This is a genomic window from Nonomuraea sp. NPDC050451 (assembly GCF_044458585.1).
Genome location: NZ_JBITHZ010000026.1, coordinates 120,972 through 145,563, shown reverse-complemented (window position 1 = coordinate 145,563; position 24,592 = coordinate 120,972). Strand labels below are relative to the sequence as shown.

The following is a 24,592-nucleotide window of genomic DNA, read 5'->3' as shown; positions in this document are numbered from 1 at the left end:
AGATGGAGTTCATCCAATATTTGCAGCACTGCCCACAGGGGATGCCCTTCTACGACGTCGTCGGCACGGCCGCGGCCGCGGGGTTCTCCCGCGCTGACGCGCCCGCGCCGCCCGGCTGGACCCGTACCGAGAACAGCGACTGGATCATCCTCAACGCGCCCGTCGACCGCATCCAGCGGCAGGGCTGGAAGATCCACGCCTCGGCGACCCCGGAGAACGCGGAGACCGTCCTCGGCGAGGTCTGGGACTACTGCGTCGCGCACCGGGTGAGCTTCAAGTTCCTGCGCTCGGAGCAGGTGCTCAGGCGGCGCAACGGCAAGTACGGCGACCGCGGCAGCGCGGGCAAGTTCGTGACCGTCTACCCCGGCGACGACCAGCAGCTCGAGAAGATCCTCAACGAACTCGGCGACCTGCTCGACGGCGAGCGGGGCCCGCACATCCTCAGCGACCTGCGCTGGCGCTCGGGCCCGCTGTACGTCCGCTACGGCGGATTCGTCGAGCGGACGATCCAGAACGAGTTCGGCGAGACCGTCCACTGCGTCGAGGACCCCCAGGGACGGCTCGTGCCCGACGTCCGCGGACCCGCCTTCCGCCCACCCCCCTGGGCGGAGCTCCCGGCCTGCCTGGCCGAGTCTCTGGCCGCGCGGAACCGGGGGACGCTCGACGACTTCCCCTTCCGCGCGACCAAGGCCTTCCACTTCTCCAACGGCGGCGGCGTCTACTACGCCACCGACACCCGCTCCGGCGAGGTGGTGGTCCTGAAGGAGGCCAGGCCGATGGCCGGGCTCGACCAGGAGGGCCGCGACGCGGTCGCCCGGCTGGAGCGCGAGCGCTGGGCCCTCGACCGGCTCGCCGGGCTGCCCTGGATCCCCCGGCTGATCGACTACCGGATCGGCCACGAGCACTACTTCCTGGCCCGCGAGTACGTCGAGGGGGAGCCACTGGGCCGGGAGATCGCCCGGCGCAACCCGCTGCTGCGGGCCGACCGGTCGCCCGCCGACTTCGCCGCGTACACCGAGTGGGCGCTGAACATCCTGGGGCAGGTCGAGCGGGCCGTCGAGGCGATGCACGGGCGGGGCGTGGTCTTCGGCGACCTGCACCCCGCCAACATCCTGGTCAGGGCCGACGACACGATCGCCTTCATCGACCTCGAGGCCGCCATGGAGGCGGACAAGAACCTGGTCCAGGCGATGGCCGCGCCCGGTTTCGTGGCCCCGCCCTCCTACACCGGCGCCGAGGTGGACCGCTACGGCCTGAGCTGCATCCGGCTGGCCGTCTTCTGCCCGATGACCAGCCTGCTGCCGTGGGGCGCCGACAAGTTCGCCCAGCTCCTCGACGTCATCACCACGTACTTCCCGGTGCCGCCCGGCTACGTCGAGCAGACCCGCCGCGACCTGGGCCCGGCCCCGCACTGGAGCGACCTGGTCGGCCAGCCCGCCGACCGCCCGCCGCTGACCTGGCCGGCGCCCGGCCCGGCGGCCTGGCCCGAGCTGCGCGCCGCGATCGCGGGCGGCATCCTCGCGAGCGCCACCCCTGACCGCACCGACCGCCTCTTCCCCGGCGACGTCGCGCAGTTCCTCACCCCGGGCGGCGGGGTGGCCTTCGCCCACGGGGCCGCGGGCGTGCTCTGGGCGCTCGCCCAGGCCGGGGCCGAGGTCCCGGACGGGCACGTGGACTGGCTGGTGACGCGCACGCGCGAGCTGGCCGAGGCGCGGCCGGGGTTCTACGACGGGCTGTACGGCATCGCGTACGCCCTGGACCGGCTCGGCCGCACCGGTGAGGCGCTGGAGGTCCTCGACCGGGCCACCGGGATCCCGCTGGACCGGGTGCCGGGCATCGGGCTGTTCTCCGGGCTGGCGGGGGCCGGGCTGGCCCTGCACCACTTCGGGCGGGACTGCGGTGCCGTGACCGAGCGCCTGGTCGAGCGCCTGCCGGCCCAGCCGCAGGGACCTCCGGCGCCGGGGCTGATGCACGGGGCGAGCGGGGCCGCGCTGCTGCTGCTGCGCCTCTACGAGCACAACCGGGACCCCGCCCTGCTCGCGCACGCCGAGGCCGCGCTCCGCCGCGACCTCGCGGTGATGGGGGCGGGCTCGGACGTCCCGGCGCCGATCGGCGCGCCCTGGCGGGAGCCGGTCCTGGCGATGGGCGGCGCGGGCGTGGCCATGGTGCTGCGGCTGCTGATCGAGCACTACCCGGACCCGGAGCTGATCGAGATCCTGGACGACCTGCGCCGCGCGGCCGGCGACCACGTCGTGACCGGCGCCGGGCTGTTCACCGGCCGGGCCGGGGCGATGCTGGCGCTGGCCGGGCTGGGCGAGCCGCCGTACTCGCCCCGGCTGGCGCGGCAGGCCGGGCACCTGTCCTGGCACGCCGTACCGCACGGGGGGCACGTCGCCTTCATCGGGGAGCAGGCGCTGCGGCTGTCCGCGGATCTCGCCACCGGCGCGGCCGGGGTGCTGCTGGCGCTGCACGCGGCCCTGGACGGCGGCCCCGGGCTCCCCTTCCTCGACGACACCTGCACATCGACACAACGGGAGGACACATGAAGCCGATGTTGAGGGCGGAGGGCCTGACGAAACGGTACGGACCCGTGCTGGCGGTGAGCAACGCCGGCTTCGCCGTACGGTCGGGCGCGATCACGGGGTTCCTGGGCCCGAACGGGGCGGGCAAGTCGACGACGATGCGGCTCTTCCTCGGCCTCGACCGGGCGACCAGCGGTTCGGCCCTCATCGACGGGAAGCGTATCGACGAGTGGCCGGTGCCGGCCCGCAAGATCGGCGCGGTGCTGGACACGCAGTGCGCCCACCCCAGCCGCCGGGCCATCGACAGCGTCCGCTGGGCGGCCAAGCTGGCCGGGGTGGCCGAGAACCAGGCCGAGGTGCTGCTGGAGCGGGTGGGCCTGTCCGCGGTGGCCGGTCAGCGGGCCGGCCGGTTCTCGCTGGGCATGCGCCAGCGCCTGGCGCTGGCCATCGCCCTGGTGGGCAACCCCGAGGTGATCATGCTGGACGAGCCCATGAACGGCCTCGACCCCGAGGGCATCACCTGGATCAAGGGGCTGCTGCGGCAGTTCAAGGAGCAGGGGCGTACGGTCTTCGTCTCCAGCCACCTGCTGGCCGAGATGGAGGACCTGGTCGACGACCTGGTCGTCATCGCGCAGAGCAAGATCGTCGGCGCGGGCGCGGCGCAGGCGTTCATCCAGCGCTTCCAGACGCAGACGGTCAGCGTGCAGTGCGACAACCCGCGCGTGCTCGGCGCCGCCATCACCAACGCCGGCGGCCGGCTCGTCAGCCTGGCCGACGCGCAGCGGCTGCAGGTCACCGGGCTGGAGGCGGGCCTGGTCGGGCAGCTCGCCAAGGACAGCGGGGTGGCCATCTTCGAGCTCCGCGAGGAACGGAGCCTGCTCAAGGCATTCACCCAGGCGACGGCCGAGAAGGCCGGGATCAAGGGAGAGGTGGGCTAGCCATGGGTTTCGCCGATCTGTGGTCCGCTGAGATCATCAAGTTCCGTACTCTGCGCAGCTATCTGATCACGGCCGTCGCGGCCATCGTGGTGGCCGGGATCGGCGGCGCCATCATGGGCGGCGCGCTCGACGCCCAGGGCAACGTGCCGGGTCTGGGCACGTCCGTCCAGGTCATCACGCTGCCAATGGAGGTGGTCATCTACGCCATGGTGGTGCTGGGCGTGCTTGTGGCGACCGGCGACCTGCGCAGCGGCACCTTCCGCATCACCTCGATCATGGCGCCGTGGCGCAACCGGGTGCTGGCGGCCAAGTTCTCGGCCGTGGCCGCGGTCGCCCTGGCCGTCACGATCCTCGCGCTGGCCGCGGCCTGGGTGGGCGGCCTGGCCACCGGCGGCGGCCACTTCTCCCCCACGGCCGGCGACGGCACGATGCTCATCCTGACGCACCTGGTGGCGGTGCCGCTGGCGACGGTGCTCGGCGCGGCGGTCGGCATGCTGCTCAGGAACACGGCGGGGGCCATCTCCGCGCTGCTGATCTGGGCGCTGGCCGTCGAGGCGGTGCTGGTCTACACGATCCCGCCGGAGGTCGTGGCGTTCCTGCCGTTCAAGACGATCGGCGCGGCGGCCGCCAACCTCAGCCTGGGCGCCCTGCCCGGGCTGGGGATGTTCACGCTGTACGTGGCCGTCGCGGTGGGGCTCGCGGTGTACGTCCACCAGCGTCGTGACCTGGGTTAGCCGTACGGGGCCGCGGGACCGGATCCCGCGGCCCCAAGGGCTGGTGACCAGCTTGCTGCCCCCGGCCTGATCAGCGACGATGCCCCTTTCTCTGTCGTCGGCGTATTGACACCTTGTTGAGCCGGTGTTTACATGTGCCCCAGGCTGATCTACGCAATTGCGCCACCTCGGGGAATTGCGGGCAATTCACATCGGTATAGCGCGCCCCGAAACCTCAGCTGGCGGCGGAAGTGGGGGCTGGCTGAGTATGGGGCGGATGCTGCGGGCGGAGAACCTCACCAAACGATTCGGCTCGGTCGTCGCCGTGAGCAACGTGAGCTTCTCGGTAAGGGCCGGGGCGATCACCGGATTTCTCGGCCCCGATGGCGCCGGAAAAACAACGACACTTCGTCTTTTTCTCGGACTTGTCCATCCCACTTCGGGCTTCGCGCTCATCGACGGCAAACCCCTCGACCAATGGCCGGTCCCCGCCCGCAAGGTGGGCGCGGTGCTGGACGGCCACTGCGCGCACCCCTCCCGCCGGGCCATCGACAGCGTCCGCTGGGCCGCCCGGCTGGCCGGCGCCGGAGCCGATCCCGAGGAGCTCCTCGACCGGGTCGGCCTCGCCGAAATGGCCGGTCAGCGGACCGGCTCCTTCTCCCTTGGCATGCTGCAGCGCCTGGCGCTGGCCATCGCGCTGGCCGGCGATCCGGAGATCGTGATCCTGGACGAGCCCCTGAACGGCCTGGACCCCGAGGGCATCGCCTGGATCAAGAACGTCCTGCGCCGCTTCCGCGACCAGGGGCGTACCGTCTTCATCGCCAGCCATCTGCTGGCCGAGCTGGAAGACCTGGTGGACGACCTGGTGGTGATCGCGCAGAGCAGGGTCGTGGGCAGCGGCTCGGCCGCGGCCTTCATCGACCGCTTCCAGCCGCAGACCGTCAGCGTCCTGTCCGACCAGCCCCAGGCGCTCGGCGCCGCGGTCACCCGGGCGGGCGGTCAGGTCCTCGACACGAACGGGCAGCGGGTGCTGATCAGCGGGCTGACCTCGACCCGGCTCGGCGAGATCGCGCGCGCGGCGGGCATCGCGCTGTTCGGCGTCACCGAGGAACGCACCCTGCGCACGCCCTTCACCCCAGCCATCGCCGACGGCCTCACCGGCGAAGCCTGCTGACCCCGCTCCCCGCACACGACCGCCCGGGTGCAGGACGCTCCCTCCTCGCACGGAGCGCTCGCCTCGTGGGTTCGGGTCAGCCGGTGCCGCCGGGAGAGATCAGGCCGGTCTCGTAGGCGACCACCACGGCTTGGACGCGGTCGCGCAGGCCGAGCTTGGCCAGGATGCGCGCGACGTGGGTCTTCACCGTGGCCACGCTGAGGCTCAGCTGGTCGGCGAGTTCGGCGTTGCTCAGGCCGGTGGCGAGCAGGCGCAGCACGTCCAGTTCCCGAGGCGTCAGCTGGGACAGATCGCGGTGGAGGGCGGCCTTCGCATTGTCGCGGCGGGCGAAACGTTCGACCAGGCGGCGGGTGATGGTGGGCGCGAGCAGGGCGTCGCCGGAGCGCACCAGACGTACCGCGGCCACCAGGTGTTCGGGTGTGACGTCCTTGAGCAGGAACCCGCTCGCCCCCGCGGCGAGCGCGGCGTACACGTAGTGGTCGAGGTCGTAGGTGGTCAGGATCAGCACGCGGGTCTCCTCGGCACCGCCCGCGAGGATCCGCCGGGTGGCTTCGAGGCCGTCCATCTGCGGCATCCGGATGTCCATGAGCACGACGTCGGGCCTGGTACGGCGGACCGCGGCGACGGCTTCCTCCCCGTTGGCGGCCTCGGCCGCCACTTCGATGCCGTTGGCGGTGAGGATCATGCGGAAGCCCGTGCGTACCAGTGCCTGGTCGTCGGCGATGACGGCGCGCAACCGCTCGGTCATGCGGTCCTCCACGGGACGCGGGCCTTGATCCGGAATCCGCCCCCGGCCGTCGGTCCGGCGTCCAAGGTGCCGCCGTAGACCGCGAGCCGCTCGCGCAACCCGATCAGTCCCCTGCCGCCGCCGGTCGAGGGTCTGGCGCTCCGTGTCCCGCCGGTGTCGGTCACCTCGATCTCCAGCCAGTCGCCGTCATGGCCGATCGTCACGGACGCGGAGGCCCCGGCCGCGTGCTTGATCGTGTTGGTGAGGGCTTCCTGCACGACGCGGTAGGCGGCGAGGTCGATCCCGGGAGGCAGCGGCCCGGGCGGCGCCCCCGCGACGCGCACCGGCACTCCGGCGGCGCGGACTCGTTCCACCAGGGCGTCGAGCTGGTCGAGCCCGGGTTGGGGTTCGAGCCCGTCGGAAGGCCCGTCGAGGCGTTCGCCGCCCGGGCCGGCGAGCAGGCCCATGACATGGCGCAGTTCGGCCATGGCGGCCCGGCCGCCGGACTCGATCGCGAGCAGAGCCTGTTTCGACTGTTCCGGCTCCATGTCGATCACCTGGCGGGCCGCGCCGGCCTGGATCACCATCACGCTGACATTGTGGGTCACCACGTCATGGAGCTCGGCGGCGATCCGGGACCGCTCCTCCGCGACAGCCCTGCGCGTGGCGTCCGCCTGCGCCTGCTGCAGCTCGGCGAGCCGGTGCCGGCTGGCTCCCAGCTGTCCCCGCCAGAAACGGACGAAGCTCCCGAAGAAGCCGACGCCCAGCAGGACGACGAACGGCCCCATCCAGCCCGGCAGCGCAGGCGCGACGTCCCCGAACCCGGCACCGACGAGTCCGACCGCGAGCACCAGGCCACCCATCGCCAGCAATCGGTTGCGGCTGTGGACGACGGCGCCGTACGCGGCGACAGCGCAGGTCAGTACGGTGATCCAGGTCGCATCCACGTGGGTGGCCCGCGCCGCCGCCAGCACCACCCAGAAGGTGATGAGCGGGTACCGGCGCCGCAGCGCCAGCGGCAACGTCGTCAGCGCCACGAGGAACGCGGGCGGATCTTGGGACGGAAGCTGGGCAGGCGGTCTGCCGGAGGGTGAGGACAGGACGCTGGAAGGTGGTGCGTGGTCGGCCGGGAGACCAGGTCGGAGCCGCAAGTACTCGATCACTTCGGGCTGATGCGCGACAGGGCCGGCCAACGGATATCTCACCGATACGGTCACCGCGATGACCGTCAGGACGATCGCGACCACCGCGTCGGCGGCGAGTGCTCCGCGAGACGGCCTTGGGGGTCCGTCGCCACTCCGTCCCGGCGTGTCCCGGACGCTGCGCCGATCCGAGTAGTCCTCGTTCAGCCGGCTGTACAGGTCGAGCACATACCGCCACCAGGGCCGTCGTTCACCGGTTTCCACCGGCACATTGTCACGCTTGCCGCGTCCGTCCCGCATCGGCCGTCGTGACGGGGCTTCACGGTCTTCGGGACTACATCGCAGGGATGACGTGGCGGCCCTTGGTTCTCAGGCGGTACGTGATCTCGGTATGGCGGCCGACGCGCGCCGGCATGAGCAGTGCCTAATTTCGTTCCCGACTTCAACCTTTCGGATCACTGCTCAGGAGGACATAGCGTGACTTCTGTCCTGCAGGCCCAGGCATTGGGCAAGAAATACGGCAGGCGCTGGGCGCTGCGCGAGTGCACCATCGACATCCCTGCGGGCCACGTCGTCGGGCTGGTGGGTCCCAACGGAGCCGGCAAGACCACGCTGCTGAAGCTGGCCAGCGGCCGGCTCGAACCGACGGCCGGCGGCATCACCGTGCTCGGCGGCCGGCCGGGAAACACGCCGGCGCAGCTGGCCAGGGTCGGGTTCGTCGCCCAGGAGACCCCCGTCTACGCGGGCCTGACCGTCGCCGAACACCTGCGGCTGGGAGCCCGTCTCAACCCCCGTTGGGACGACGGCATGGCGCGGGAGCGCATCGCGCGGCTCGGTCTCGTCCCCGCGCATCGGGCGGGCAAGTTGTCGGGTGGCCAGCGTGCCCAGCTGGCCCTCACCCTGGGCCTGGCCAAGCGGCCCGACCTGCTGATCCTGGACGAGCCCGTCGCCGCGCTCGACCCGCTGGCCCGCCGGGACTTCGTGCAGGGGCTGATGGAGGCCGCCGTCGAGCGCAAGCTGAGCGTGCTGCTGTCTTCCCACCTGGTCTCCGACCTGGAACGCGTCTGCGACTACCTGATCGTGCTCGTCGACTCCCGCGTCCAGGTGGCCGGGGAGGTGGACGAGCTGCTGGCCACCCATCACCGGCTCACCGGCCCGCGCCGCGATCCCGACCGGCTGCCCTCCGATCAGCAGGTGATCTCCGCGCGTCACACCGAGCGGCAGAGCACGTTCGTGGTCCGCACCGGCGGCCCGATCCTCGACCCCGCCTGGACGGTCAGCCGGCTCAGCCTGGAGGACCTCGTCCTGGCCTACATGGACAAGCGCACCGCCGAGAACCGGCCTGTCGCCCTGGAGGTGCAGGGATGATCTGGCTGACCTGGCGGCAGTTCCGCGGCTCGGCCGCGATGACGGCCGCCGTCATCGTCGTCCTCACCGCTGTGCTGGCCCTGACCGGCCCCGGCCTGTCCACCTCCTACCGCGCCGGGCTCGCCGGCTGCACTCCGGACAACACCTGCGACGACTTCTTCGACCGCTTCTTCGACGAGCACCAGATCCCCTTCCTCGCCCTCACCCTCGTCGTGCTGATCCTGCCGGCGCTGGTCGGGCTCTTCTGGGGAGCCCCGCTGATCACCCGCGAGCTGGAGGCGGGCACGCACCTGCTGGTGTGGAACCAGAGCATCACCCGCGGCCGCTGGCTGGCGGTCAAGCTCGGGCTCACCGGCCTGGCGGCCGTGGCCGCCGCCGGCGTGTGCGGCCTCGCGGTGACCTGGTGGTCCGATCCGCTGGACAAGTCGGCCGTTCCAGAAATGGCCCAGATGTCTCCCCTGGTGTTCAGCGCGCGCGGCATCGCCCCGATGGGGTACGCGGCGTTCGCCTTCGTCCTGGGCGTGACCGTGGGCATGCTGGTGCGCCGCACCCTGCCCGCCATGGCCCTCACCCTGGCCGCCTTCGCCGCGATCCAGCTGGCCATGCCGCTGCTGGTCCGGCCCCACCTGATGCCCCCGGTCAGCGCGACCTTCGAGCTCGGCAAGGCGAACGTGGACACCCTCAACGTGCAAGGGCAGGGAGGCGGACCCGTGCAGGTCTTCCTGAGGACGTCGGCCGTTCCCGGCCACGCGGGCGCCTGGGTCCTGACCAGCAACCTCCTCGATCCCTCCGGACGTACGACCGCCGGCAGCGGCTACGAGGGCTCGGCACCGTCGTCGACGATCGCGCGGTCCATCCCGATCTCCACGACGTCGGGCCCCTGCGCCCCGGCAGCGGGACGGCCGAACACCGACGCGTGCCTGGTCGAGATCAACCGGCTCGGCTACCGGCAGCAGGCGACCTACCAGCCCCTTGAGCGCTTCTGGCCCTTCCAGTGGATCGAGACCGGGATCTACGCCCTGCTCACCCTCGGCCTGACGTGGTTGTCCTTCTGGTGGATCCGGAGAGGCTTGTCATGACTGTCGTCAGGACCGCGGCCGCCGGGCTCGCCCTCCTCCTGGCGGCGGCCTGCACGGCGCCGGCGCCGCCGCGCGGCCAGGCGAGCACGGCAGCCGGTACGGCCTGCGCGCCTCCGCAAAGCACCCTCGGGCCGGAGACGGCCACCACGATCGACGTCATCGAGCAGGCGTACTCCTGCATCCTCGGCACCTACTACAGCGGCGCCACGCTGGACACCCGCCCGCTGCTGACCGCCGGATTCGTCGCCCTGACGCAGGAGCTCAACCGCAACGGGAGCGACCTGCCCGAGGCCACCATGCCGGCGCTGACCGGCGACCGCAAAGCCGACTGGACCGCCTTCGAGACCGCCTACCGGAAGATCACCGATCAGGTTCCCGACCTTCGCGACAAGCTGGCCGTCATCACCCTTCAGGCGTTGGTGGCCTCCCTCGGCGACAACCACGCCGGCTGGGCGCATGACGTCAAGCGGCCGCCCGACTACTACGACGGTGACGGCTACGGCCTGGGCCTCGAGGCGAACGTCAACGGCCCGCAGGTGGACGTCAACCCCGGCGCCGCCCTCGCGCCGCTGTTCGTCACCACCGTGCAGGGCGGCGCGGCGCAGAAGGCCGGACTTCGCCCCGGCGACATCATCGAATCGATCAACGGATCGGCGCCCTTCATCGACGGGAAGGCCACCCCCGCGATCGCCGCCCTCTACCCGCGATACCCGGAGGCGCGCCCGGTCCGGCTGCGGCTCCTGCGGCAGAGCACCGGCCGCCGCTGGAGCGTGACGCTCGAACCCGGCCTCTACCAGCGGGACCTGGCCGCCTTGCAGGTGGTGCAGTCGAAGCTGCTGGACGACGACATCGCGTACGTACGGATGACCGGATTCGCACCCGACTCCGCGGAGCGGGTCCTGCGGGCGATCTCCAGACTACGCAAGGGCCGGACGCTCACCGGCGTCGTGCTGGACCTGCGCGGCAACAGCGGCGGCAGCCCCACGGAGGCGACCCGGCTGGTGAGCGCGTTCGTCCACGGCAAGGCCACCGCCTACCTGTGCACCGTGGACGGCAAGTGCGAGACTTCCCGGACCGACGACACCGTTGAGCTGCTCAACCTGCCGCTGATGGTGCTCACCGACCGCAGTTGCGCCTCGGCGTGCGAGCACTTCAGCTCCGCGGTCAAGGACCTGCGCCTTGGCCGGCTGGTCGGCACCAGGACCGCCGGCGAGATCTCCGGCCCGGCGCAGCCGTACCTGCTCGCCAACAACACCACCCTGAGCCTTCCCGCCAGACACCACCTGGGCCCGAACCACGAGGTCATCGACCGGATCGGCGTGCCCCCCGACCACCACGTACCCCTGACCCCCGAGGACGCGGCCACCGGACGTGACCCCGCCCTGGCCAAGGCTCTGACCCTGCTGCGCAAGTGAATGGACCTCCCGATGAGACACCTCCTGGCAGTCGCCGCGGGGCTGGCCGTCCTCACCGCGTCCGCCTGCTCCGCACCCGCACCGCCCCGCTCCGCCGCCCCGTCGGCCACCCCGACCGGCCCCGCCACCCTGCCCGCCCCCACCGGCGCCCACCCGGTCGGCACCACCGCCCTCTACCTCAAGGACACCTCCCGCCCCGACCCCTGGAACCTCGACGCCGACGCCAGAGAGCTCAAGGTCACGCTGTGGTACCCGACCAAGCGGCGCGACGGGCAGCGGGCGCCGTACATGACACCCAGGGAATCCGAACTCCTCCTGAAAGGCACCGGGATTGCGAGCGCGCCGTACGACACGCTGAGCAAGACCCGCACGAACGCCGTCAAAGACGCCGAACCCGCAGGGAAGACACTGCCGCTGGTGGTGCTCTCCCCCGGCTTCACCAAACCGATGAGCACCCTCACCTCCCTGGCCGAGGACCTGGCCAGCCGCGGGTACGTCGTGGCCGGGATCGACCACACCTACGAGAGCTACGCCACGACCTTCCCGGGCGGGCGGGTCGCCGAATGCCTCGCCTGCGACAGCAATTCCGACCCCGGCTTCGGCACGGGCCTGGTCGCGGGCCGGGCCGCCGACGTCTCCTTCGTGCTCGACCAGCTGCCCTCGAAGTGGGACGGCGCCGACCGGATCGACCGCTCCCGCATTGCCATGGTCGGGCAGTCGATCGGCGGGTCCAGCGCCATGGCGACCATGCTCGAGGACCCCCGGGTGCGGGCCGGGATCGACATGGACGGCACCGCCTACGCCCGGATCCCCAAGAGCGGGTTCTCCCGGCCGTTCATGTTCCTGGGGTCGGCGCAGCACGTCTCCGGAGGCCCCGCCCCCACGTGGGACCGCGACTGGAAGCTGCTCACCGGATGGAAGCGCTGGATCGTGCTGTCGGGCGCGGAACACCAGTCCTTCACCGACACCCCGCTGCTGGCGGACGCCCTCGGCATCAAGCCCATCTCCGGCGTCCTGCCCGCGGCGCGCGCCGCCGAGCTCACCCGCACCTACGTGGCGGCCTTCCTCGACCGGCACCTGAAGTCGCAGCGGCAGCCCCTCCTGGACAAGCCGTCATCGCGCTACCCCGAGGCCGAGTTCTGCCCCGCGGCCTGCGCTCGATCCTGAGGCCCTGCCCCCTGAAGCCGTCGGGGGATGCTGAAGACGCCGGATGCGCCCGCCCGCGGCCCTTCGCCGGAGGCCCGGGTCAGGGGTTTCCGGCGGCGACGCTGTTCTGGGCAGCCAGGCCGTTGACGTTGATGAACGCCCGAGCCAGCTTCGCCCGCGACGCCGTCCGCGCCATCCCCGACACCCGGGCGATCTCCTCCGCCGTCGCCAGATCGTCGTAGGCGGCCTTCGGGTCGCCCAGGAGGATCCGCGTGGTCCCGAGGTCGAGCAGGATGTCCGACTGCACCACCCGGTCGCCGATGTGGATGGCGATCTCCAGCGCCTCCATCAGCTCGGGACAGGCCTTCTCCGGGGTGCCGGCCCGGGCGGCGTGCATGGCCACCGCGCGCCGGATGCGGGCCTCGCTGCGCAGGCTGCCCGCCTCGCGGCACAGGCCGAGCGCCCGGTCCAGGCAGTCCTGGGAGGCGGGCTCCTCGCCGGTGCTGTGCAGCACCATCGCCAGCCCGACCAGGGCGTCGGCCTCGGCGATCACGTCCCCGCTGCGGTGCAGCGCCGCGGCGGCCTCCTGGTAGACCTCGCGCGCCGTGGCCAGGGCCTGGTTGATGCGGTCGAGGTCGCCGACCAGGCGCAGGGTCAGCCCGCGGCCGTGCTCGTCGCCCAGGCGCTGGAAGATCGCCAGCGCCTCCTCCAGGTGGTACGCGGCGCCGATGTAGTCGCCGACCAGCAGCGAGCGGTAGCCCAGGGAGTACATCAGGACGGCCTGGCCGCGCAGGTTGCCCGCGTTCCTGACACCGGCCAGGGCGACCTGATGGGACTCCAGCCAGACGTCGAAGTGGGCGCCGGCCTCGAAGAGCGCGAGTGGCGCGATGGCCAGCTCCCAGCAGGTCTCGGGTGCCGCCGCGGCCCGCCGTACCAGGGCGAGATGGGTGCGCAGGTGCTCCTCGAACCAGGCCGAGCCCGGCCCCGTCCAGTCCCGGGCCCCGGCGGGCCGGTAGCGGGGCGCCGTGCCGCGCGGGATGGAGTTGTCCTTGCCGCGCATGGAGGCGTGGGCGGCGTCCGTCAGGGTCAGCCAGCCGCCGAGGGCGCGTGCCACGGCCGCGGTCAGGTCCTGCTCGCCGTCCTCCAGGCGGGCGCGGGCGGCGCCGAAGCCGAGCAGCAGCTCGTGGCAGTGGTAGCGCCCGCCGTCTGACAAGGGCATGACGAAATGGGTTTCGGCCAGCTCCTCCAGCAGCTCCTCCGCGGCCTCCACCGGTACGTCGGCGAGCGCCGCCGCGGTCTCGGCGCCGACCTCGGAGACGCCGAGGAACCCGATCCTGCGGATGAGCGAACGCGGCCCGGCCGGCAGCGCCCGGTACGCGTTCAGCAGCGTCGGGACGATGCTCCTGCCCCCGTGCCGGAGCTCGCCGAGGATCCTCGCCGGATCGGACAGCCGCTCGGCCAGGCGCTCCAGGCTCAGGTGCGGCCGGGCGGCCAGCTTGGCCGCCACGATCTCCAGGGCCACCGGCAGCCCGGCGCACAGCTCCACGATCCGGTTGGCCGCCGCCGGCTCGGCCTGCATCCGCCGCCGCCCCGCCCCGGTGGCCAGCAGGGTCCTGGCGGCGGGGCCGTCCAGTGCCGAGACGGTCACCGTGGCGGCGTCGCGCGGCAGGGCCAGCGGCGAGCCGCTGGTCACGAGCACGGCACACCCGGCGTGCCCGGGCAGGAACGGCAGCACCTGGCCCGGGTCGGTCACGCCGTCCAGCACGATCAGCACCCGCCGGACGGCCAGCACGCTGCGCAGCAGGGCGGCGCGTGCCCCTACGCCCTCGGGGATCTCCTCGGCCGCCACTCCGAGCGCGCCGAGGAAGCCCGCCAGCACCTCGCCGGGGTCGCCGAGGTCGTCGGCGAACAGCTGCCCGTCGGGGAAGTGCCCGGCCACGCGGTGCGCCGCCTCCAGGCCCACGGCGGTCTTGCCGACGCCGCCCGAGCCGGTGACCACCACCAGCGGGGACGTCGCCCGTTCGGCCAGCTCCGCGACGATCTCGCGCAGCTCGCCGTCCCGTCCGGCCAGCATGCCGGGGCGGGCGGGAAGTTGCCGCGGCACGTCCGCGACCAGGTGCGTCTGCTCCAGCGCGAAGTCCTGGCGGAGGATCCGCAGCCGCAGGTCGCGCAGCGCGGGGCTGGGGTCGGTGCCGAGCTCCTCCCGCAGCCGCTCCTCCAGGTCGGTGAAGGCCTGCAGCGCCTCGCTGCCCCGCTGGGAACGGTAGAGGGCGACCATGAGCTGGGCGCAGAAGCGTTCCTTCAGCGGGTGCTGGTCCGCCAGCTGCTGGAGCTCGGCGATCACCTCGCGATGCCGCCCGAGCGCCAGGTCGGCGTCGACCCGGGCCTCGATGGCGGCCAGCCGCCGCTCGTTCCAGACGGCGGCCTCCGCGACGAAGGCCTCGCTGTCCAGGCCGGACAGGGCCGAGCCGCGCCACAGCTTGAGCGCGGCGTCGAGGGTCTTGGCGGCCTGGGCGTGATCGCGCTTGCCGGCCAGCAGGCAGGCCTGGTCGTACAGGCGCATGAAGACGAAGGCGTCGATGCTGTCCTCGGCGGCTTCGAGGCGGTAGGCGTTGTCGTGCACGTCGATCGTGACGCCGCTGCGCCTGAGCTCGCCGACCCCGCGGTGCACCTGGTTCCTGGCGCTCTTGGTGGGAGTGTCTCCGTAGATCGCGTCAATGAGGCTGTCGACCGACGCCGAGCGGGTCGGGCTCAGTAAAAGATGGGCCAGCACCGCACGCGATCTTCGGGTGGACAGCCTGATCTCGTTTCCTTGTTGCCATATTGCCGGTTGCCCCAGGATTCCAAAGTGCATCACCAGCACATGCCCCCTCTGTCGCATCTCGATCATCTCTTACGCGGACAGCTCTGTCATCGCTCGCGGGCATACTCACGTTGGCCGTAACAGTGTGACGGCCCCGACTTGCAGCCGACTTTCGGATTGCCATAACGTTGGGGATCTTGGCAAGCACTTAAGGCGTTTTATTACCTAATGGGCGTAAAATCGTCTTTTGTCGTTTTATTCGCATGATAGATGTCACATGGGCCCGATGACATAGGCGCCTACCGGGGAAAACATCCCGGAGTCAGACTCCTGGTATGTCCAAAGCGTCGCCGATCCGAGTCTTACTCGCCGCCGACGAACCGCAGACCCGGGCGGTGCTGGCCGCCCTGCTCACGCTGGAGGAGGGCATCGATGTCGTCGCCCAGGCCGGCCATGGAGACCAGATCGTCGAGGCGGTGCGGCGCCACCGGCCCGACGTCGCCGTGCTCGACGCCGAGCCGCCCGGCCGCGACGGCCTGACCACCGCCACGCGGATCGCGGGCCGGTGCGCGGTCGTCGCCCTGACCAGCTTCGGCCGGCCGGGATACCTGCGCCGGGCGATGGCCGCGGGCGTCGCCGGCTTCCTCGGCAAGGACGCCTCGGCCGACGAGCTGGCCACGGCCATCCGCAGGGTCGCCGGCGGCGGCCGGTACCTCGACACCGAGCTCGCCGTCGCCTCGATGACGACCGCGGACAGCCCGCTCACCGACCACGAACGCGACGCCCTGCGCCTGGCCGGCGGCGGGGCCACGATCACCAGAATCGCCGTCGAGCTCCATGTGTCCGAGGCGATCGCCCACGGGCTCATCTCCAGCGCGACGACCAAACTCAACGCGCAGGGCCATCACGAAGCCGTCCGCACCGCGCGGCGGCAGGGCTGGCTGTGACGCAATCCGACGACCACACGCAGATACGCGAACGGGTGGATCATGCACGGCGAGCGCGATGAACGGCCTCTGCTCAACACCGACGACGAGGTCACGATGGAAGTGAACGGGGAAGAAGCCGGCCTGGACCCGGACCGCACGCGGATGATGCGCTTCCCGCCGCCGAAACTGCCCAAGGACGTGGACCACCCGCCTGCCCCCGCCCCGGAGCCGCCCTTGTGGTGGCAGGCGGACTCGAAGGACGAACCCACCCCGCAACTCGGACATTTCAGCACGACCGGCTCTCCGGGGGAACCCAGGAAAGGCCCCCCGACGGTGGGACCGCCACCAGGGCCGATCGAGCTCGGCGCCCTGAACGCCTTCCAGCCGCCGAACCCGCCGACCGCCCCGGCCTGGGACCCTCCCGCGGCGGGCGTGCCGGTCTTCCCGCCTCCGGACAACGCCCCCCAGCAGGCCGATCCCGCCGCCTTCTCCGTACCTGAGCCTGCGGATCCTCCGGCGGCGGCCGGCACGTCCGCGGAGAGCCTGCGCCCGGACCGGCTGCTGCGCACCCGCCGCCGCCCGCCCGCGGGCGGCTGGCGCAAGGCCGTCTTCACGCTGAGCGGCGGCCTGATCCGCCCCAAGGACTCCAGGGCAGAGCGCCACCGCCAGGAGCTGACCGAGCGCATCCGGCAGCCGGTCTCCTCGGGCCACTTCAGGGTCGCGGTGATGAGCCTCAAGGGCGGCGTGGGCAAGACCACCACGACCATCGGCCTCGGCTCCACGCTGGCCCACCACCGTGGGGACCGGGTCATCGCGGTCGACGCCAACCCCGACCGGGGCACGCTGTCGGAGAAGCTGCGGATGGAGTCGCCGGCCACCGTACGGGACCTGCTCAACGACCGCGCCGGCATCTGGCGCTACGCGGACGTGCGCTCCTACACCTCCCAGGCGCCCTCGCGGCTGGAGGTGCTGGCCTCCGACCGGGACCCGGCCATCTCCGAGGCGTTCAACGCCGACGACTACCGCGCGGTCGCGCAGATCCTGGAGCAGTTCTACTCGATCGCCATCACCGACTGCGGCACCGGCATGCTCCACTCGGCGATGAGCGCGATCCTCGACATGGCCGACCAGATCGTCCTGGTCAGCCCGGTCACCGTGGACGGCGCCAGGTCGGCCTCGGCCACCCTCGACTGGCTGCAGGCCCACGGCCACCAGGACCTGGCGAGCAGCGCCGTCGTGGTGCTGTCGGCGGTGAAGAACCCGCGCAGGAACGCCGTCAACGTCGCCGAGTTGCAGGAGCACTTCACCAAGCGCTGCCGGGCGGTGATCGGCGTGCCGTTCGACCCGCACCTGGAGCAGGGCTCCGAGGTCGATCTCGACCTGCTGCGCACCGCCACCCGCGACACCTACCTGGAGGTGGGCGCCTCGATCGCCGATCGCTTCGGCCTCGGAGCTCCGCTATGACGTCCCTGCTCAGCGTCACCGACCTGTCGAGGTCGCCCGCCCTGGAGGAGGTGTCGTTCACCGTCGAGCGCGGCGAGGTCGTCTGCGTCGTCGGCCCGCCGGACAGCGGCGGCGCCACGCTGCTCCAATGCCTGGTCGGCGGGGAGGAGCCGGACGCGGGCCACATCGAGATGCTGGGCGTGACGGTCGGCCACGGCGACCGCAGACCTCCCGGGCTGGCCGCCGCACTGCGCGGCGAGAGCCTCCCGGCCCGGATGAAGGTCGCCGAGGCCGTACGGCTGCTCTCCCGCCTGCACGGCACGCGCGGCCTGCCGGGGCGCCTGGTGGACCTGCTCGACCTGGAGCCGCTGCTGCCCAGGCGCTTCGGCCGCCTCACCGACGGCCAGCGCAGGCGCGCCATGATCGGCCTGGCCCTGGTGGGCAACCCCGAGCTGGTCCTGCTCGACGCGCCGACCGCCGGGCTCAGGGAGGGCAGCAGGCAGCGCGTCGAGCGGGCCATCGCCGAGCTGCGCGCCGGCTACGGCGGGGTCTGCGTCGTGCTCGACGACCTGGCCCAGGCCGAGCGGCTGGCCGACCGGGTGATCCTGCTGCGCGCGGGCCGCGTCCTCGCCGAGGGCACGCCGGCCAGGCTGGTCCAGCTCCTCGGCTCGACGTTCGTCATGGGAGTGCCCCCGCACCTGCGCGTGGACGGGCTCCGCGACGTGCGCGTGCTGCCCTGCGCCGCGGCCACCTACCTGTACGGCTCGCGGCCGGCGCTGGAGGCGGCGGTCCAGGAGCTGTCGCCGATGAGCGGCGACCGGGTGTGGTCGATCCGCCCGCCCACCCTCCGGGACGCCTACCTCACGCTGTCGGCCGTCCCCGAGCCGGCCGCTCTGGAGGCGTGAGGATGGCCGCCACCGTGTGGACCCTGGTACGCGCCCAGGTCGCGCTGCTGCTCCGGACGCCGGTCGTGCTGCTGGGCGTGCTCGCCCTGCCGTTCGCGGTGCTGCTCGTGCTGATGCTGGTCATCGGCTTCTCCTTCCCGACGATCGAGTTCGGCGCCATGCCGGGGGTCAGGGTCATCGACCGGCTGCTGCCCGAGATGGCGGGGACCGTCGCCGCCGCGGCCGGGATCCTGGTGCTCACCCTGCACCTTTCAGAGGTTCGGGCCACGGGGCTGCTGCGGCGGCTGCGGCGCAGCCCCATGCGGGACGGGTCGTACCTCACGGCCCAGGCGATCGTGGCCGGCGCACTGGTGGCGGCGTCCACCGTGCTCTTCATGGCCGTCACGTTCGCCGTCTACGGCCCGCCCCGCTCCGGGCACCCGCTGAACCTGGCGGCGGCGCTGCTGGCCGTGACCTACTGCTCGGTCAGCGCCGGGCTGCTGCTCGGCGGCCTGCGGATGCCGCCTTCCGGGGCCAGGGTCGCCGCGCCGCTCTGCTTCGCGCTGCTGTTCCTCGGCAGCGGGCTCGGCGTGCCGCGCGAGGGCTGGGAGGGCGTGGCGCCGTGGTTCTACCAGGTCACCACGGTCAACCCGCTGGCCCAGCTCAACGACTTCGTCTTCGACGCGTACCTGGGGCGGCTGTCGGACACCTGGCCGGCCGTGGCCGGGCTGCTCGTGACCGCCGTCGTCGCGAACGTCGTGACCAGGCGCGTCTTCGACTGGGACGGCGTGTCATGAGGGCGGCCCTGACGACGCTGGTCGCGTTCGCGCTGCTGGCCGCCGGGTGCGCCCAGCGGGACGAGCACAACCCCATCGCGATCGCCATCGCCGGCACCCCGCCGGCCGGGGCGGCCCGGCAGGCGGCACCCGATACCGGGCCCAAGGCGGCGCCGACGGCGAGCGTCGATCCCGACGACGTGCTGCTCAAGGTCGCGCAGTGCCTGCGCCAGAACGGCATCGACGTGCCCGACCCCGGCTCCCCCGAGGACAAGACGTGGAAGTACACCGGGGACCAGGCGACGCTGCAGAAGGCGCTGAAGGCCTGCGAGAAGTACACCTCGCAGATCCCCAACCCCTTCAACGACCCGAAGGCCCGCGACCAGATCATCCAGTACGCCCGGTGCATGCGGGAGCAGGGCATCGACATGCCCGACCCGCCGCAGGTCAACCCCAAGCTCGACCCCAACGACCCGAAGCTGCAGAAGGCGGCGGAGTCCTGCGCCAAGCTGCTGCCCGGACAGGGAGGCGCCTGATGAACGGCCGGGTCAAGGGTGTCGTGGCCGCCCTGGGCACGGCGGCCGTGGGCAGCGCGGTCACCGCGGGCGGCGTGTTCGCCTCGGCGGCGCTCTTCGACTCGGGCCCGCAGGCCAAGCCGGACCCCACGCCGACCGCGCGCCCGGTGGCCGCCGCCACCAAGGAGATCACCCGCGGCGACCTGGTGGACAAGGAGAGCGTGGACGGCAAGCTCACGTACGCCGGCAGCCGTACCGTCAAGGCCACCGAGGCCGGGACGATCACCAGCCTCCCCGACGAGGGCCAGGTCATCCGGCGCGGCAAGAGCGTCTACAGCGTCGACCGCCGCCCCCGCGTCCTCATGTACGGCGAGCTGCCCGCGTACCGGACCCTCAAGGACGGCGTCAAGAAGGGCCCCGACGTCAAGCAGCTCGAACGCAACCTGCGCGCCCTCGGGTTCGGCCGCGGCGTGACGGTCGACAACCGCTTCACCGACGCGACGGCCCGCGCCGTGCGGCGCTGGCAGAAGAAGAACGGCATGGAGCGCGACGGGAAGGTGACGCCCGCGGACGTCCTCTTCCTGCCCGATCCGATCCGCGTCAGCGAGATCGACGTGGAGGTGGGCGACCAGCTCGGATCCCTGCGCCCGATCCTGGACATCACCGACACCGACCGGCTGGTGCGCATCGACCTGGACGCCGACAAGCAGGACATCGCCAAGAAGGGCAAGAAGGTCACCGTAAAACTGGCCGACGGCAAGAGCGTCACCGGCAGGATCAGCCGGGTGGCGAAGGTGGCCAAGGCGGCCAAGCGCTCGGGCAACCAGGAGAGCGGCGCCACCGTCGAGGTGGAGATCAAGGTCGCCGCCGGGTCGCTCGGGTCGCTGGACGAGGCGCCGGTGACGGTCGAGCTGGCCAGGCAGCGCGCCGAGAACGTGCTCACCGTGCCCGTGGAGGCCCTGCTGGCACTGCCCGAGGGCGGCTACGGCATCGAGATCGTCGATCAGGGGCAGGCGCGGCGGGTGCAGGTGCGTACGGGCGCGTTCGGCAACGGCCGGGTCGAGGTGAGCGGCCCCGGACTGGCCGAGGGCATGAAGGTGACGGTGTCGGGCCGATGAACGTCCTGGAGATCCGCGGGGTCAGCAAGAGCTACGGCCGGGTGCACGCCCTGCGCAACGTGGACCTGACCATCCGCAAGGGCGAGATGGTCTCCATCGTCGGCCCGTCCGGCTCGGGCAAGTCCACGTTGCTGCAGATCGCGGGCACCCTCGACCGGCCGACCTCGGGCACCGTACGGGTGGCCGGCTACGACGTCAGCACATTGTCCGACAGCCAGCTCTCGGCGCTGCGCGCCCGCTACATCGGGTTCGTCTTCCAGCAGTTCCACCTCTCCCCCGGCCTGTCCGCCCTGGACAACGTGGCCGACGGCCTGCTCTACACGGGCCTCACCCGCCGGCAGCGGCGCGAACGGGCCGAGGCGGCGCTCGACCTGGTCGGGCTGAGTCACCGCCTGGGGCACCGGCCGAACCAGCTGTCCGGTGGCCAGATGCAGCGGGTGGCGGTCGCCCGCGCCGTCGCCGGACGGCCGCCGCTGCTGCTCGCCGACGAGCCGACCGGGAACCTGGACTCCGAGGCGGGCGCCGAGGTGCTGTCGCTGTTCCGGACGCTGAACGCGCGGGGCATCACCATCGCGATCATCACGCACGACCCCGAGGTCGCCATGGCCTGCCCGCGCCGCATCCGCGTCCGCGACGGCCTGGTCAGATCCGAGGTCTCGTGAGGGGTTCTGTGCATATGGGGGCTCGGTGAGTACGGCGTTGCGCCCGGCGCGGCTGCGGCCGGCGGACCTGGCCAGGCTCGGCACCTCGGGCCTGCGGGCCAGACCGGCCAGGGCCGTCCTCGCCGCGCTCGGCATCGCGATCGGCATCGCCACCATGGTCACGGTCGTCGGCATCTCCGCCTCCAGCCAGGAGAAACTCCTGCGCCAGCTCGACGAGCTCGGCACCAACCTGCTCAGGGTCTCCCCCGGCGACAGCCTCTTCGGCGACAAGGTCAAGCTCCCCGAGAACGCCGCCGACATGGTCAAGCGCATCGACGGCGTCACCAGCGCCGCCCAGACCGCCGAGACCGGCACCACCGTCCGCCGCAACGACCTCATCCCCAGCGGCATCTCCCTGGGCATCACCGTCCAGGCCACCAGCCTCGACCTGCTCACCACCCTCGACGGCCGGGTACGCCGGGGCACCTGGCTCAACGCCGCCACCGAGCGCCAGCCGGTGGTGGTCCTGGGCGCGGTGGCCGCCGAACGCCTCGGCCTGCTCACTCCCGACGCCCAGGTCTGGATCGGCGACCGGTGGTTCACCGTCATCGGCGTGCTGGACAGGATGCCGCTGGCCGAGGAGGTCGAGCGGTCCGCGCTCGTCGGCTTCCCGGCGGCGAAGGAGTACCTGAACCACGACGGCCACCCCACCACCGTCTACGAACGCTCGGCCGACGAGGCGGTGGAGGGCGTACGGGCGATGCTGGCCCGTACGGTCAGCCCGGAGAGCCCGAACGAGGCCAAGGTGAGCCGGCCGTCGGACGCGTTGAAGGCCAAGGCCGCCGCGGCGGGCGCGTTCACCGGGCTCATGCTCGGGCTGGGGGCGGTCGCCCTGTTCGTGGGCGGGGTGGGGGTGGCCAACACGATGGTGGTCGCCGTGCTGGAGCGGCGCAAGGAGATCGGCCTGCGCAGATCGTTCGGCGCCACCAGGGGGCAGGTGCGCAACCAGTTCCTGGTGGAGGCGCTGCTGCTGTCGTCCTTCGGCGGGGGCGCCGGGGTCCTGCTCGGGGCCCTGGCCACGTTCGTCTACGCCCAGCTCAACGGCCTGCCGACGGTGGTCCCGATGTGGGCCCTGGGCGGCGGCCTGGCCATCACGGTGCTGATCGGCGCCCTGGCCGGCATCTACCCCGCCCTACGCGCGGCCCGCGTCCCCCCGACGGTGGCCCTGAGCACCTGACCCCAACAGCGGGGGGCTCATTCATTCAGGCAACCGCCCGGTGTCGGGCGAACCGCCGATCTCCTCAGCCGTCTCCCACTCGTCCAGATTCATCAGCAGCAACTCGAAGTAGTCCCGCAGCTTGCCGCGATACTGCTGACTGGCGGCCCGCAGCCGGGCGGCCTCCCGCTCCCAGGTCTCCTCCTCCGGAGTCGCCTGCTCCGACCCCGCCTTGCTCAGGATCTCGCCCCTCCGGTAGCGGGCATCCTCGATGAGCTCCCTGGCGTACCGCTGGGCATCCTGGATGTACTGGTCAGCGGTCTGCTGGGCCTGCGACAGCAGGCTGGCCGCGTAGACGTGCGCCTCCTGCATGCGGCTGGCCACCGTCTGCGACTCCACGTGCCCCGGCTGCTCCACCCGGGACAACCCGGTCTCCCGCCGCACGGGCGTCGTCGTGTCGGCCTGCTGCTGTTGTTGGGCTGGTACGGCGATGGCGGAGGAGTCGGAGACGTACTCGCGCAGCAGGGCGACCTCGGCCAGGAGCGACTTCTTCTCCTGCGTGAGCAGGGTCAGCTCCTCCTCGACCCGGTCGAGGAGGTTGTTGACCTGGTGCTCGTCGAGCCCGCGGCGGCCCAGCGGGGCGCGGCGGAAGACGACGGCGCGCAGTTGGGCGGGCGTGAGCCGTTCGGGCGCGCGGCCGTCGGAGGAGGCCGCCGCCTGCGGCTCGTCCCACTGCGGCTCCTCCCAGGAGGCGTCGGTCTCGCCGCCGGGCTCGGACCAGCGGGCCACCGCGCCGCCCTCGTCACCGTCGCTGTCCGGCTGGCTGGAGTACGTGGCGTGGAACTGCTCAACCGGGTCATTCATAGAGCGAACCTCTGTGACGGAACGGCCTCACTCGCGAACCTCTCCAGGCGAATGCGGTTGTCGCTGAACCCATTTCCGCGCAGGACCTCGACCGTGCTGTCGACCATGGCGGGCGGGCCGCAGACATAGGCGTCGTACGCGTCCCACCGGCCGTATCCGGCGATCACCTCGCTGACCGTTCCGGAGGCGGCGAGGTCCTGATCGTGTATTTCGGAAAGGGCGGCCCTGACGCTGAGCCAGGAGTACTTCGCGGCCCAGGTGCGCAGGGTGTCGAAATCGTAGAGCCCGGCGGGTTCGCGGGCGCCGACGAACACGGATACCCACGGCGGCACCGGCAGCCGGGTCACGTGCTCGAGAATCGCCTTGATGGGCGCGAATCCCGTGCCCCCGGCGACCAGCAGGATGTTCCGCCCGGTGTCGGGATTCAGCGTGAGCGTGCCGACGGGTGCGCCGAGCCGTACGGTGTCGCCTTCCTGGATGTCGCAGACCAGGGATCTGCTCACGGCCCCGTCGGCTTTCACGTGGAACTCGACGGTGTTGTCCTGCCGGGGCACGTTCGCCATCGAGTAGTAGCGCCACTGATGCGGCCACTGCGGCACCTCGACCGGCGCCGACTGCCCGGGAACATAGGCGAACGGCGCGTCGACCAGCAATCGCAGCACCGCCGTGTCGACGGCCCTGCGCTCATGGCTGATCACCTCGGCTGACCAGTGCGCGGGCCGTTTCATGCTGTCCTGTTTGGCCCCGTCCACCAGCACCCTGGAAAGGGTGCCCAAGAACTCCCGCCACTCGCGGTCGAGCGCGTCGTCCCACGCGTTTCCGGAAAAGCGCTGCATGGTGTTGACCACGCTGGCGCTCCACTGCACGTAATGCTCGTTCTCCACGCCCAGCTTGCGGTGGCTGCGCGCGAGCTGATGCAGATAAGGCGTGATCTCGTGCAGGCCGCCCGCGTGCTCCACCGCGAACCCCAGCGCCCCCATGAGCCGATCACGCTGGTTGCGCATGTTGACCGGAAACATTTCCCGGTATCCCGGGACGCGCAGGAACAGATCCGAGAATAAATAGAGCGGCACGCTGTCCCCATATTTGGCGACCAGCTCGAAGTTGTCTCTGAGTCGCGTAAAACTCAACAAGTCCCCCCGTGCGCGAGCATCGGGAAATACGTGCCTGACCGAGTCT

21 protein-coding genes are annotated in these 24,592 nt (G+C 71.9%); 16 read left to right on the top strand and 5 right to left on the bottom strand.

Going from position 1 to position 24,592, the window contains the following annotated elements; all coding sequences use genetic code 11:
• Positions 1–2: 2 nt before the first annotated feature.
• The 4 genes from lanKC to ACIBI9_RS47530 all read left to right on the top strand — a co-directional run bounded on the left by lanKC (position 3) and on the right by ACIBI9_RS47530 (position 5,347).
• Positions 3–2,546, top strand: a complete 2,544-nt coding sequence (lanKC, locus tag ACIBI9_RS47545; RefSeq protein ID WP_397233104.1) for a class III lanthionine synthetase LanKC — start codon at positions 3–5, stop codon at positions 2,544–2,546.
• Positions 2,543–3,460, top strand: a complete 918-nt coding sequence (locus tag ACIBI9_RS47540) for an ABC transporter ATP-binding protein (RefSeq protein ID WP_397233102.1) — start codon at positions 2,543–2,545, stop codon at positions 3,458–3,460. Before lanKC ends, ACIBI9_RS47540 begins: the two co-directional genes overlap by 4 nt.
• 2 nt (positions 3,461–3,462) lie before the next feature.
• Positions 3,463–4,194, top strand: coding sequence for a hypothetical protein (locus ACIBI9_RS47535; protein ID WP_397233100.1), 732 nt, complete (start codon positions 3,463–3,465; stop codon positions 4,192–4,194).
• A 256-nt stretch (positions 4,195–4,450) separates the two neighbouring features.
• A complete protein-coding gene (locus tag ACIBI9_RS47530; RefSeq protein WP_397233098.1) occupies positions 4,451–5,347 on the top strand; it encodes an ABC transporter ATP-binding protein in 897 nt (298 codons plus the stop codon).
• 76 nt (positions 5,348–5,423) lie between these two features.
• On the opposite strand, the gene ACIBI9_RS47525 is transcribed toward ACIBI9_RS47530, so the two are convergent.
• Together ACIBI9_RS47525 and ACIBI9_RS47520 are read right to left on the bottom strand one after the other, a co-directional pair.
• On the bottom strand, positions 5,424–6,095 hold the full coding sequence (locus ACIBI9_RS47525) for a response regulator (RefSeq protein ID WP_397233096.1): 672 nt from the start codon (positions 6,093–6,095) through the stop codon (positions 5,424–5,426).
• Entirely contained in the window at positions 6,092–7,480 is a 1,389-nt protein-coding gene (locus ACIBI9_RS47520; protein WP_397233094.1) for a sensor histidine kinase, read from the bottom strand. The genes ACIBI9_RS47525 and ACIBI9_RS47520 overlap by 4 nt, the downstream gene beginning before the upstream one ends.
• A gap of 213 nt (positions 7,481–7,693) precedes the next feature.
• Here ACIBI9_RS47520 and ACIBI9_RS47515 point away from each other — a divergent pair, with 213 nt between their 5' ends.
• The 4 genes from ACIBI9_RS47515 to ACIBI9_RS47500 are packed head-to-tail and all read left to right on the top strand — an operon-like array spanning position 7,694 to position 12,245.
• Entirely contained in the window at positions 7,694–8,584 is an 891-nt protein-coding gene (locus ACIBI9_RS47515; RefSeq protein ID WP_397233092.1) for an ABC transporter ATP-binding protein, read from the top strand.
• The gene (locus ACIBI9_RS47510) at positions 8,581–9,663 is read left to right on the top strand and encodes an ABC transporter permease (RefSeq protein WP_397233090.1); all 1,083 of its coding nucleotides are present in this window, start codon (positions 8,581–8,583) and stop codon (positions 9,661–9,663) included. The genes ACIBI9_RS47515 and ACIBI9_RS47510 overlap by 4 nt, the downstream gene beginning before the upstream one ends.
• A complete protein-coding gene (locus ACIBI9_RS47505) occupies positions 9,660–11,078 on the top strand; it encodes a S41 family peptidase (protein WP_397233088.1) in 1,419 nt (472 codons plus the stop codon). The genes ACIBI9_RS47510 and ACIBI9_RS47505 overlap by 4 nt, the downstream gene beginning before the upstream one ends.
• Before the next feature lie 12 nt (positions 11,079–11,090).
• Positions 11,091–12,245: an alpha/beta hydrolase family protein gene (locus ACIBI9_RS47500; protein ID WP_397233086.1), complete on the top strand. Its 1,155-nt coding sequence runs from the start codon at positions 11,091–11,093 to the stop codon at positions 12,243–12,245.
• A gap of 79 nt (positions 12,246–12,324) precedes the next feature.
• Here ACIBI9_RS47500 and ACIBI9_RS47495 read toward each other — a convergent pair whose 3' ends face one another.
• Positions 12,325–14,997 (bottom strand): BTAD domain-containing putative transcriptional regulator, encoded by a 2,673-nt coding sequence (locus ACIBI9_RS47495; protein WP_397233084.1) that lies wholly within the window; start codon positions 14,995–14,997, stop codon positions 12,325–12,327.
• A 365-nt stretch (positions 14,998–15,362) separates the two neighbouring features.
• On the opposite strand from ACIBI9_RS47495, the gene ACIBI9_RS47490 reads away from it, so the two are divergent.
• From ACIBI9_RS47490 to ACIBI9_RS47455, 8 genes are read left to right on the top strand one after another with little or no spacing between them, the layout of a single operon-like run.
• Positions 15,363–15,974, top strand: coding sequence for a response regulator (locus ACIBI9_RS47490; protein WP_397233082.1), 612 nt, complete (start codon positions 15,363–15,365; stop codon positions 15,972–15,974).
• Positions 15,975–16,016: 42 nt separating this feature from the next.
• Positions 16,017–17,420 (top strand): MinD/ParA family protein, encoded by a 1,404-nt coding sequence (locus tag ACIBI9_RS47485; RefSeq protein WP_397233080.1) that lies wholly within the window; start codon positions 16,017–16,019, stop codon positions 17,418–17,420.
• Positions 17,417–18,304, top strand: a complete 888-nt coding sequence (locus ACIBI9_RS47480) for an ATP-binding cassette domain-containing protein (protein ID WP_397233078.1) — start codon at positions 17,417–17,419, stop codon at positions 18,302–18,304. The genes ACIBI9_RS47485 and ACIBI9_RS47480 overlap by 4 nt, the downstream gene beginning before the upstream one ends.
• Before the next feature lie 2 nt (positions 18,305–18,306).
• Positions 18,307–19,080 (top strand): ABC transporter permease, encoded by a 774-nt coding sequence (locus ACIBI9_RS47475; RefSeq protein WP_397233077.1) that lies wholly within the window; start codon positions 18,307–18,309, stop codon positions 19,078–19,080.
• On the top strand, positions 19,077–19,595 hold the full coding sequence (locus ACIBI9_RS47470; RefSeq protein ID WP_397233076.1) for a hypothetical protein: 519 nt from the start codon (positions 19,077–19,079) through the stop codon (positions 19,593–19,595). The genes ACIBI9_RS47475 and ACIBI9_RS47470 overlap by 4 nt, the downstream gene beginning before the upstream one ends.
• On the top strand, positions 19,595–20,692 hold the full coding sequence (locus tag ACIBI9_RS47465) for an efflux RND transporter periplasmic adaptor subunit (protein WP_397233074.1): 1,098 nt from the start codon (positions 19,595–19,597) through the stop codon (positions 20,690–20,692). Before ACIBI9_RS47470 ends, ACIBI9_RS47465 begins: the two co-directional genes overlap by 1 nt.
• Positions 20,689–21,354, top strand: coding sequence for an ABC transporter ATP-binding protein (locus ACIBI9_RS47460; protein WP_397233072.1), 666 nt, complete (start codon positions 20,689–20,691; stop codon positions 21,352–21,354). The genes ACIBI9_RS47465 and ACIBI9_RS47460 overlap by 4 nt, the downstream gene beginning before the upstream one ends.
• Positions 21,355–21,379: 25 nt before the next feature.
• Positions 21,380–22,570 (top strand): ABC transporter permease, encoded by a 1,191-nt coding sequence (locus ACIBI9_RS47455; RefSeq protein ID WP_397233070.1) that lies wholly within the window; start codon positions 21,380–21,382, stop codon positions 22,568–22,570.
• Between the two features lie 21 nt (positions 22,571–22,591).
• On the opposite strand, the gene ACIBI9_RS47450 is transcribed toward ACIBI9_RS47455, so the two are convergent.
• Both ACIBI9_RS47450 and ACIBI9_RS47445 read right to left on the bottom strand, forming a co-directional pair.
• Entirely contained in the window at positions 22,592–23,413 is an 822-nt protein-coding gene (locus tag ACIBI9_RS47450) for a DivIVA domain-containing protein (protein WP_397233068.1), read from the bottom strand.
• Positions 23,410–24,543, bottom strand: a complete 1,134-nt coding sequence (locus ACIBI9_RS47445) for a globin domain-containing protein (protein ID WP_397233066.1) — start codon at positions 24,541–24,543, stop codon at positions 23,410–23,412. The genes ACIBI9_RS47450 and ACIBI9_RS47445 overlap by 4 nt, the downstream gene beginning before the upstream one ends.
• Between the last annotated feature and the right edge of the window lie 49 nt (positions 24,544–24,592).

Coding starts and splice junctions, on each gene's coding strand:
- ACIBI9_RS47530 (WP_397233098.1), top strand. CDS start 4,451: ATGCTGCGGGCGGAGAACCTCACCAAACGATTCGGCTCGGTCGTCGCC.
- ACIBI9_RS47460 (WP_397233072.1), top strand. CDS start 20,689: ATGAACGTCCTGGAGATCCGCGGGGTCAGCAAGAGCTACGGCCGGGTG.
- ACIBI9_RS47475 (WP_397233077.1), top strand. CDS start 18,307: ATGGCCGCCACCGTGTGGACCCTGGTACGCGCCCAGGTCGCGCTGCTG.
- ACIBI9_RS47525 (WP_397233096.1), bottom strand. CDS start 6,095: ATGACCGAGCGGTTGCGCGCCGTCATCGCCGACGACCAGGCACTGGTA.
- ACIBI9_RS47465 (WP_397233074.1), top strand. CDS start 19,595: ATGAACGGCCGGGTCAAGGGTGTCGTGGCCGCCCTGGGCACGGCGGCC.
- ACIBI9_RS47450 (WP_397233068.1), bottom strand. CDS start 23,413: ATGAATGACCCGGTTGAGCAGTTCCACGCCACGTACTCCAGCCAGCCG.
- ACIBI9_RS47505 (WP_397233088.1), top strand. CDS start 9,660: ATGACTGTCGTCAGGACCGCGGCCGCCGGGCTCGCCCTCCTCCTGGCG.
- ACIBI9_RS47490 (WP_397233082.1), top strand. CDS start 15,363: ATGTCCAAAGCGTCGCCGATCCGAGTCTTACTCGCCGCCGACGAACCG.
- ACIBI9_RS47470 (WP_397233076.1), top strand. CDS start 19,077: ATGAGGGCGGCCCTGACGACGCTGGTCGCGTTCGCGCTGCTGGCCGCC.
- ACIBI9_RS47540 (WP_397233102.1), top strand. CDS start 2,543: ATGAAGCCGATGTTGAGGGCGGAGGGCCTGACGAAACGGTACGGACCC.
- ACIBI9_RS47500 (WP_397233086.1), top strand. CDS start 11,091: ATGAGACACCTCCTGGCAGTCGCCGCGGGGCTGGCCGTCCTCACCGCG.
- ACIBI9_RS47510 (WP_397233090.1), top strand. CDS start 8,581: ATGATCTGGCTGACCTGGCGGCAGTTCCGCGGCTCGGCCGCGATGACG.
- lanKC (WP_397233104.1), top strand. CDS start 3: ATGGAGTTCATCCAATATTTGCAGCACTGCCCACAGGGGATGCCCTTC.
- ACIBI9_RS47485 (WP_397233080.1), top strand. CDS start 16,017: ATGCACGGCGAGCGCGATGAACGGCCTCTGCTCAACACCGACGACGAG.
- ACIBI9_RS47535 (WP_397233100.1), top strand. CDS start 3,463: ATGGGTTTCGCCGATCTGTGGTCCGCTGAGATCATCAAGTTCCGTACT.
- ACIBI9_RS47480 (WP_397233078.1), top strand. CDS start 17,417: ATGACGTCCCTGCTCAGCGTCACCGACCTGTCGAGGTCGCCCGCCCTG.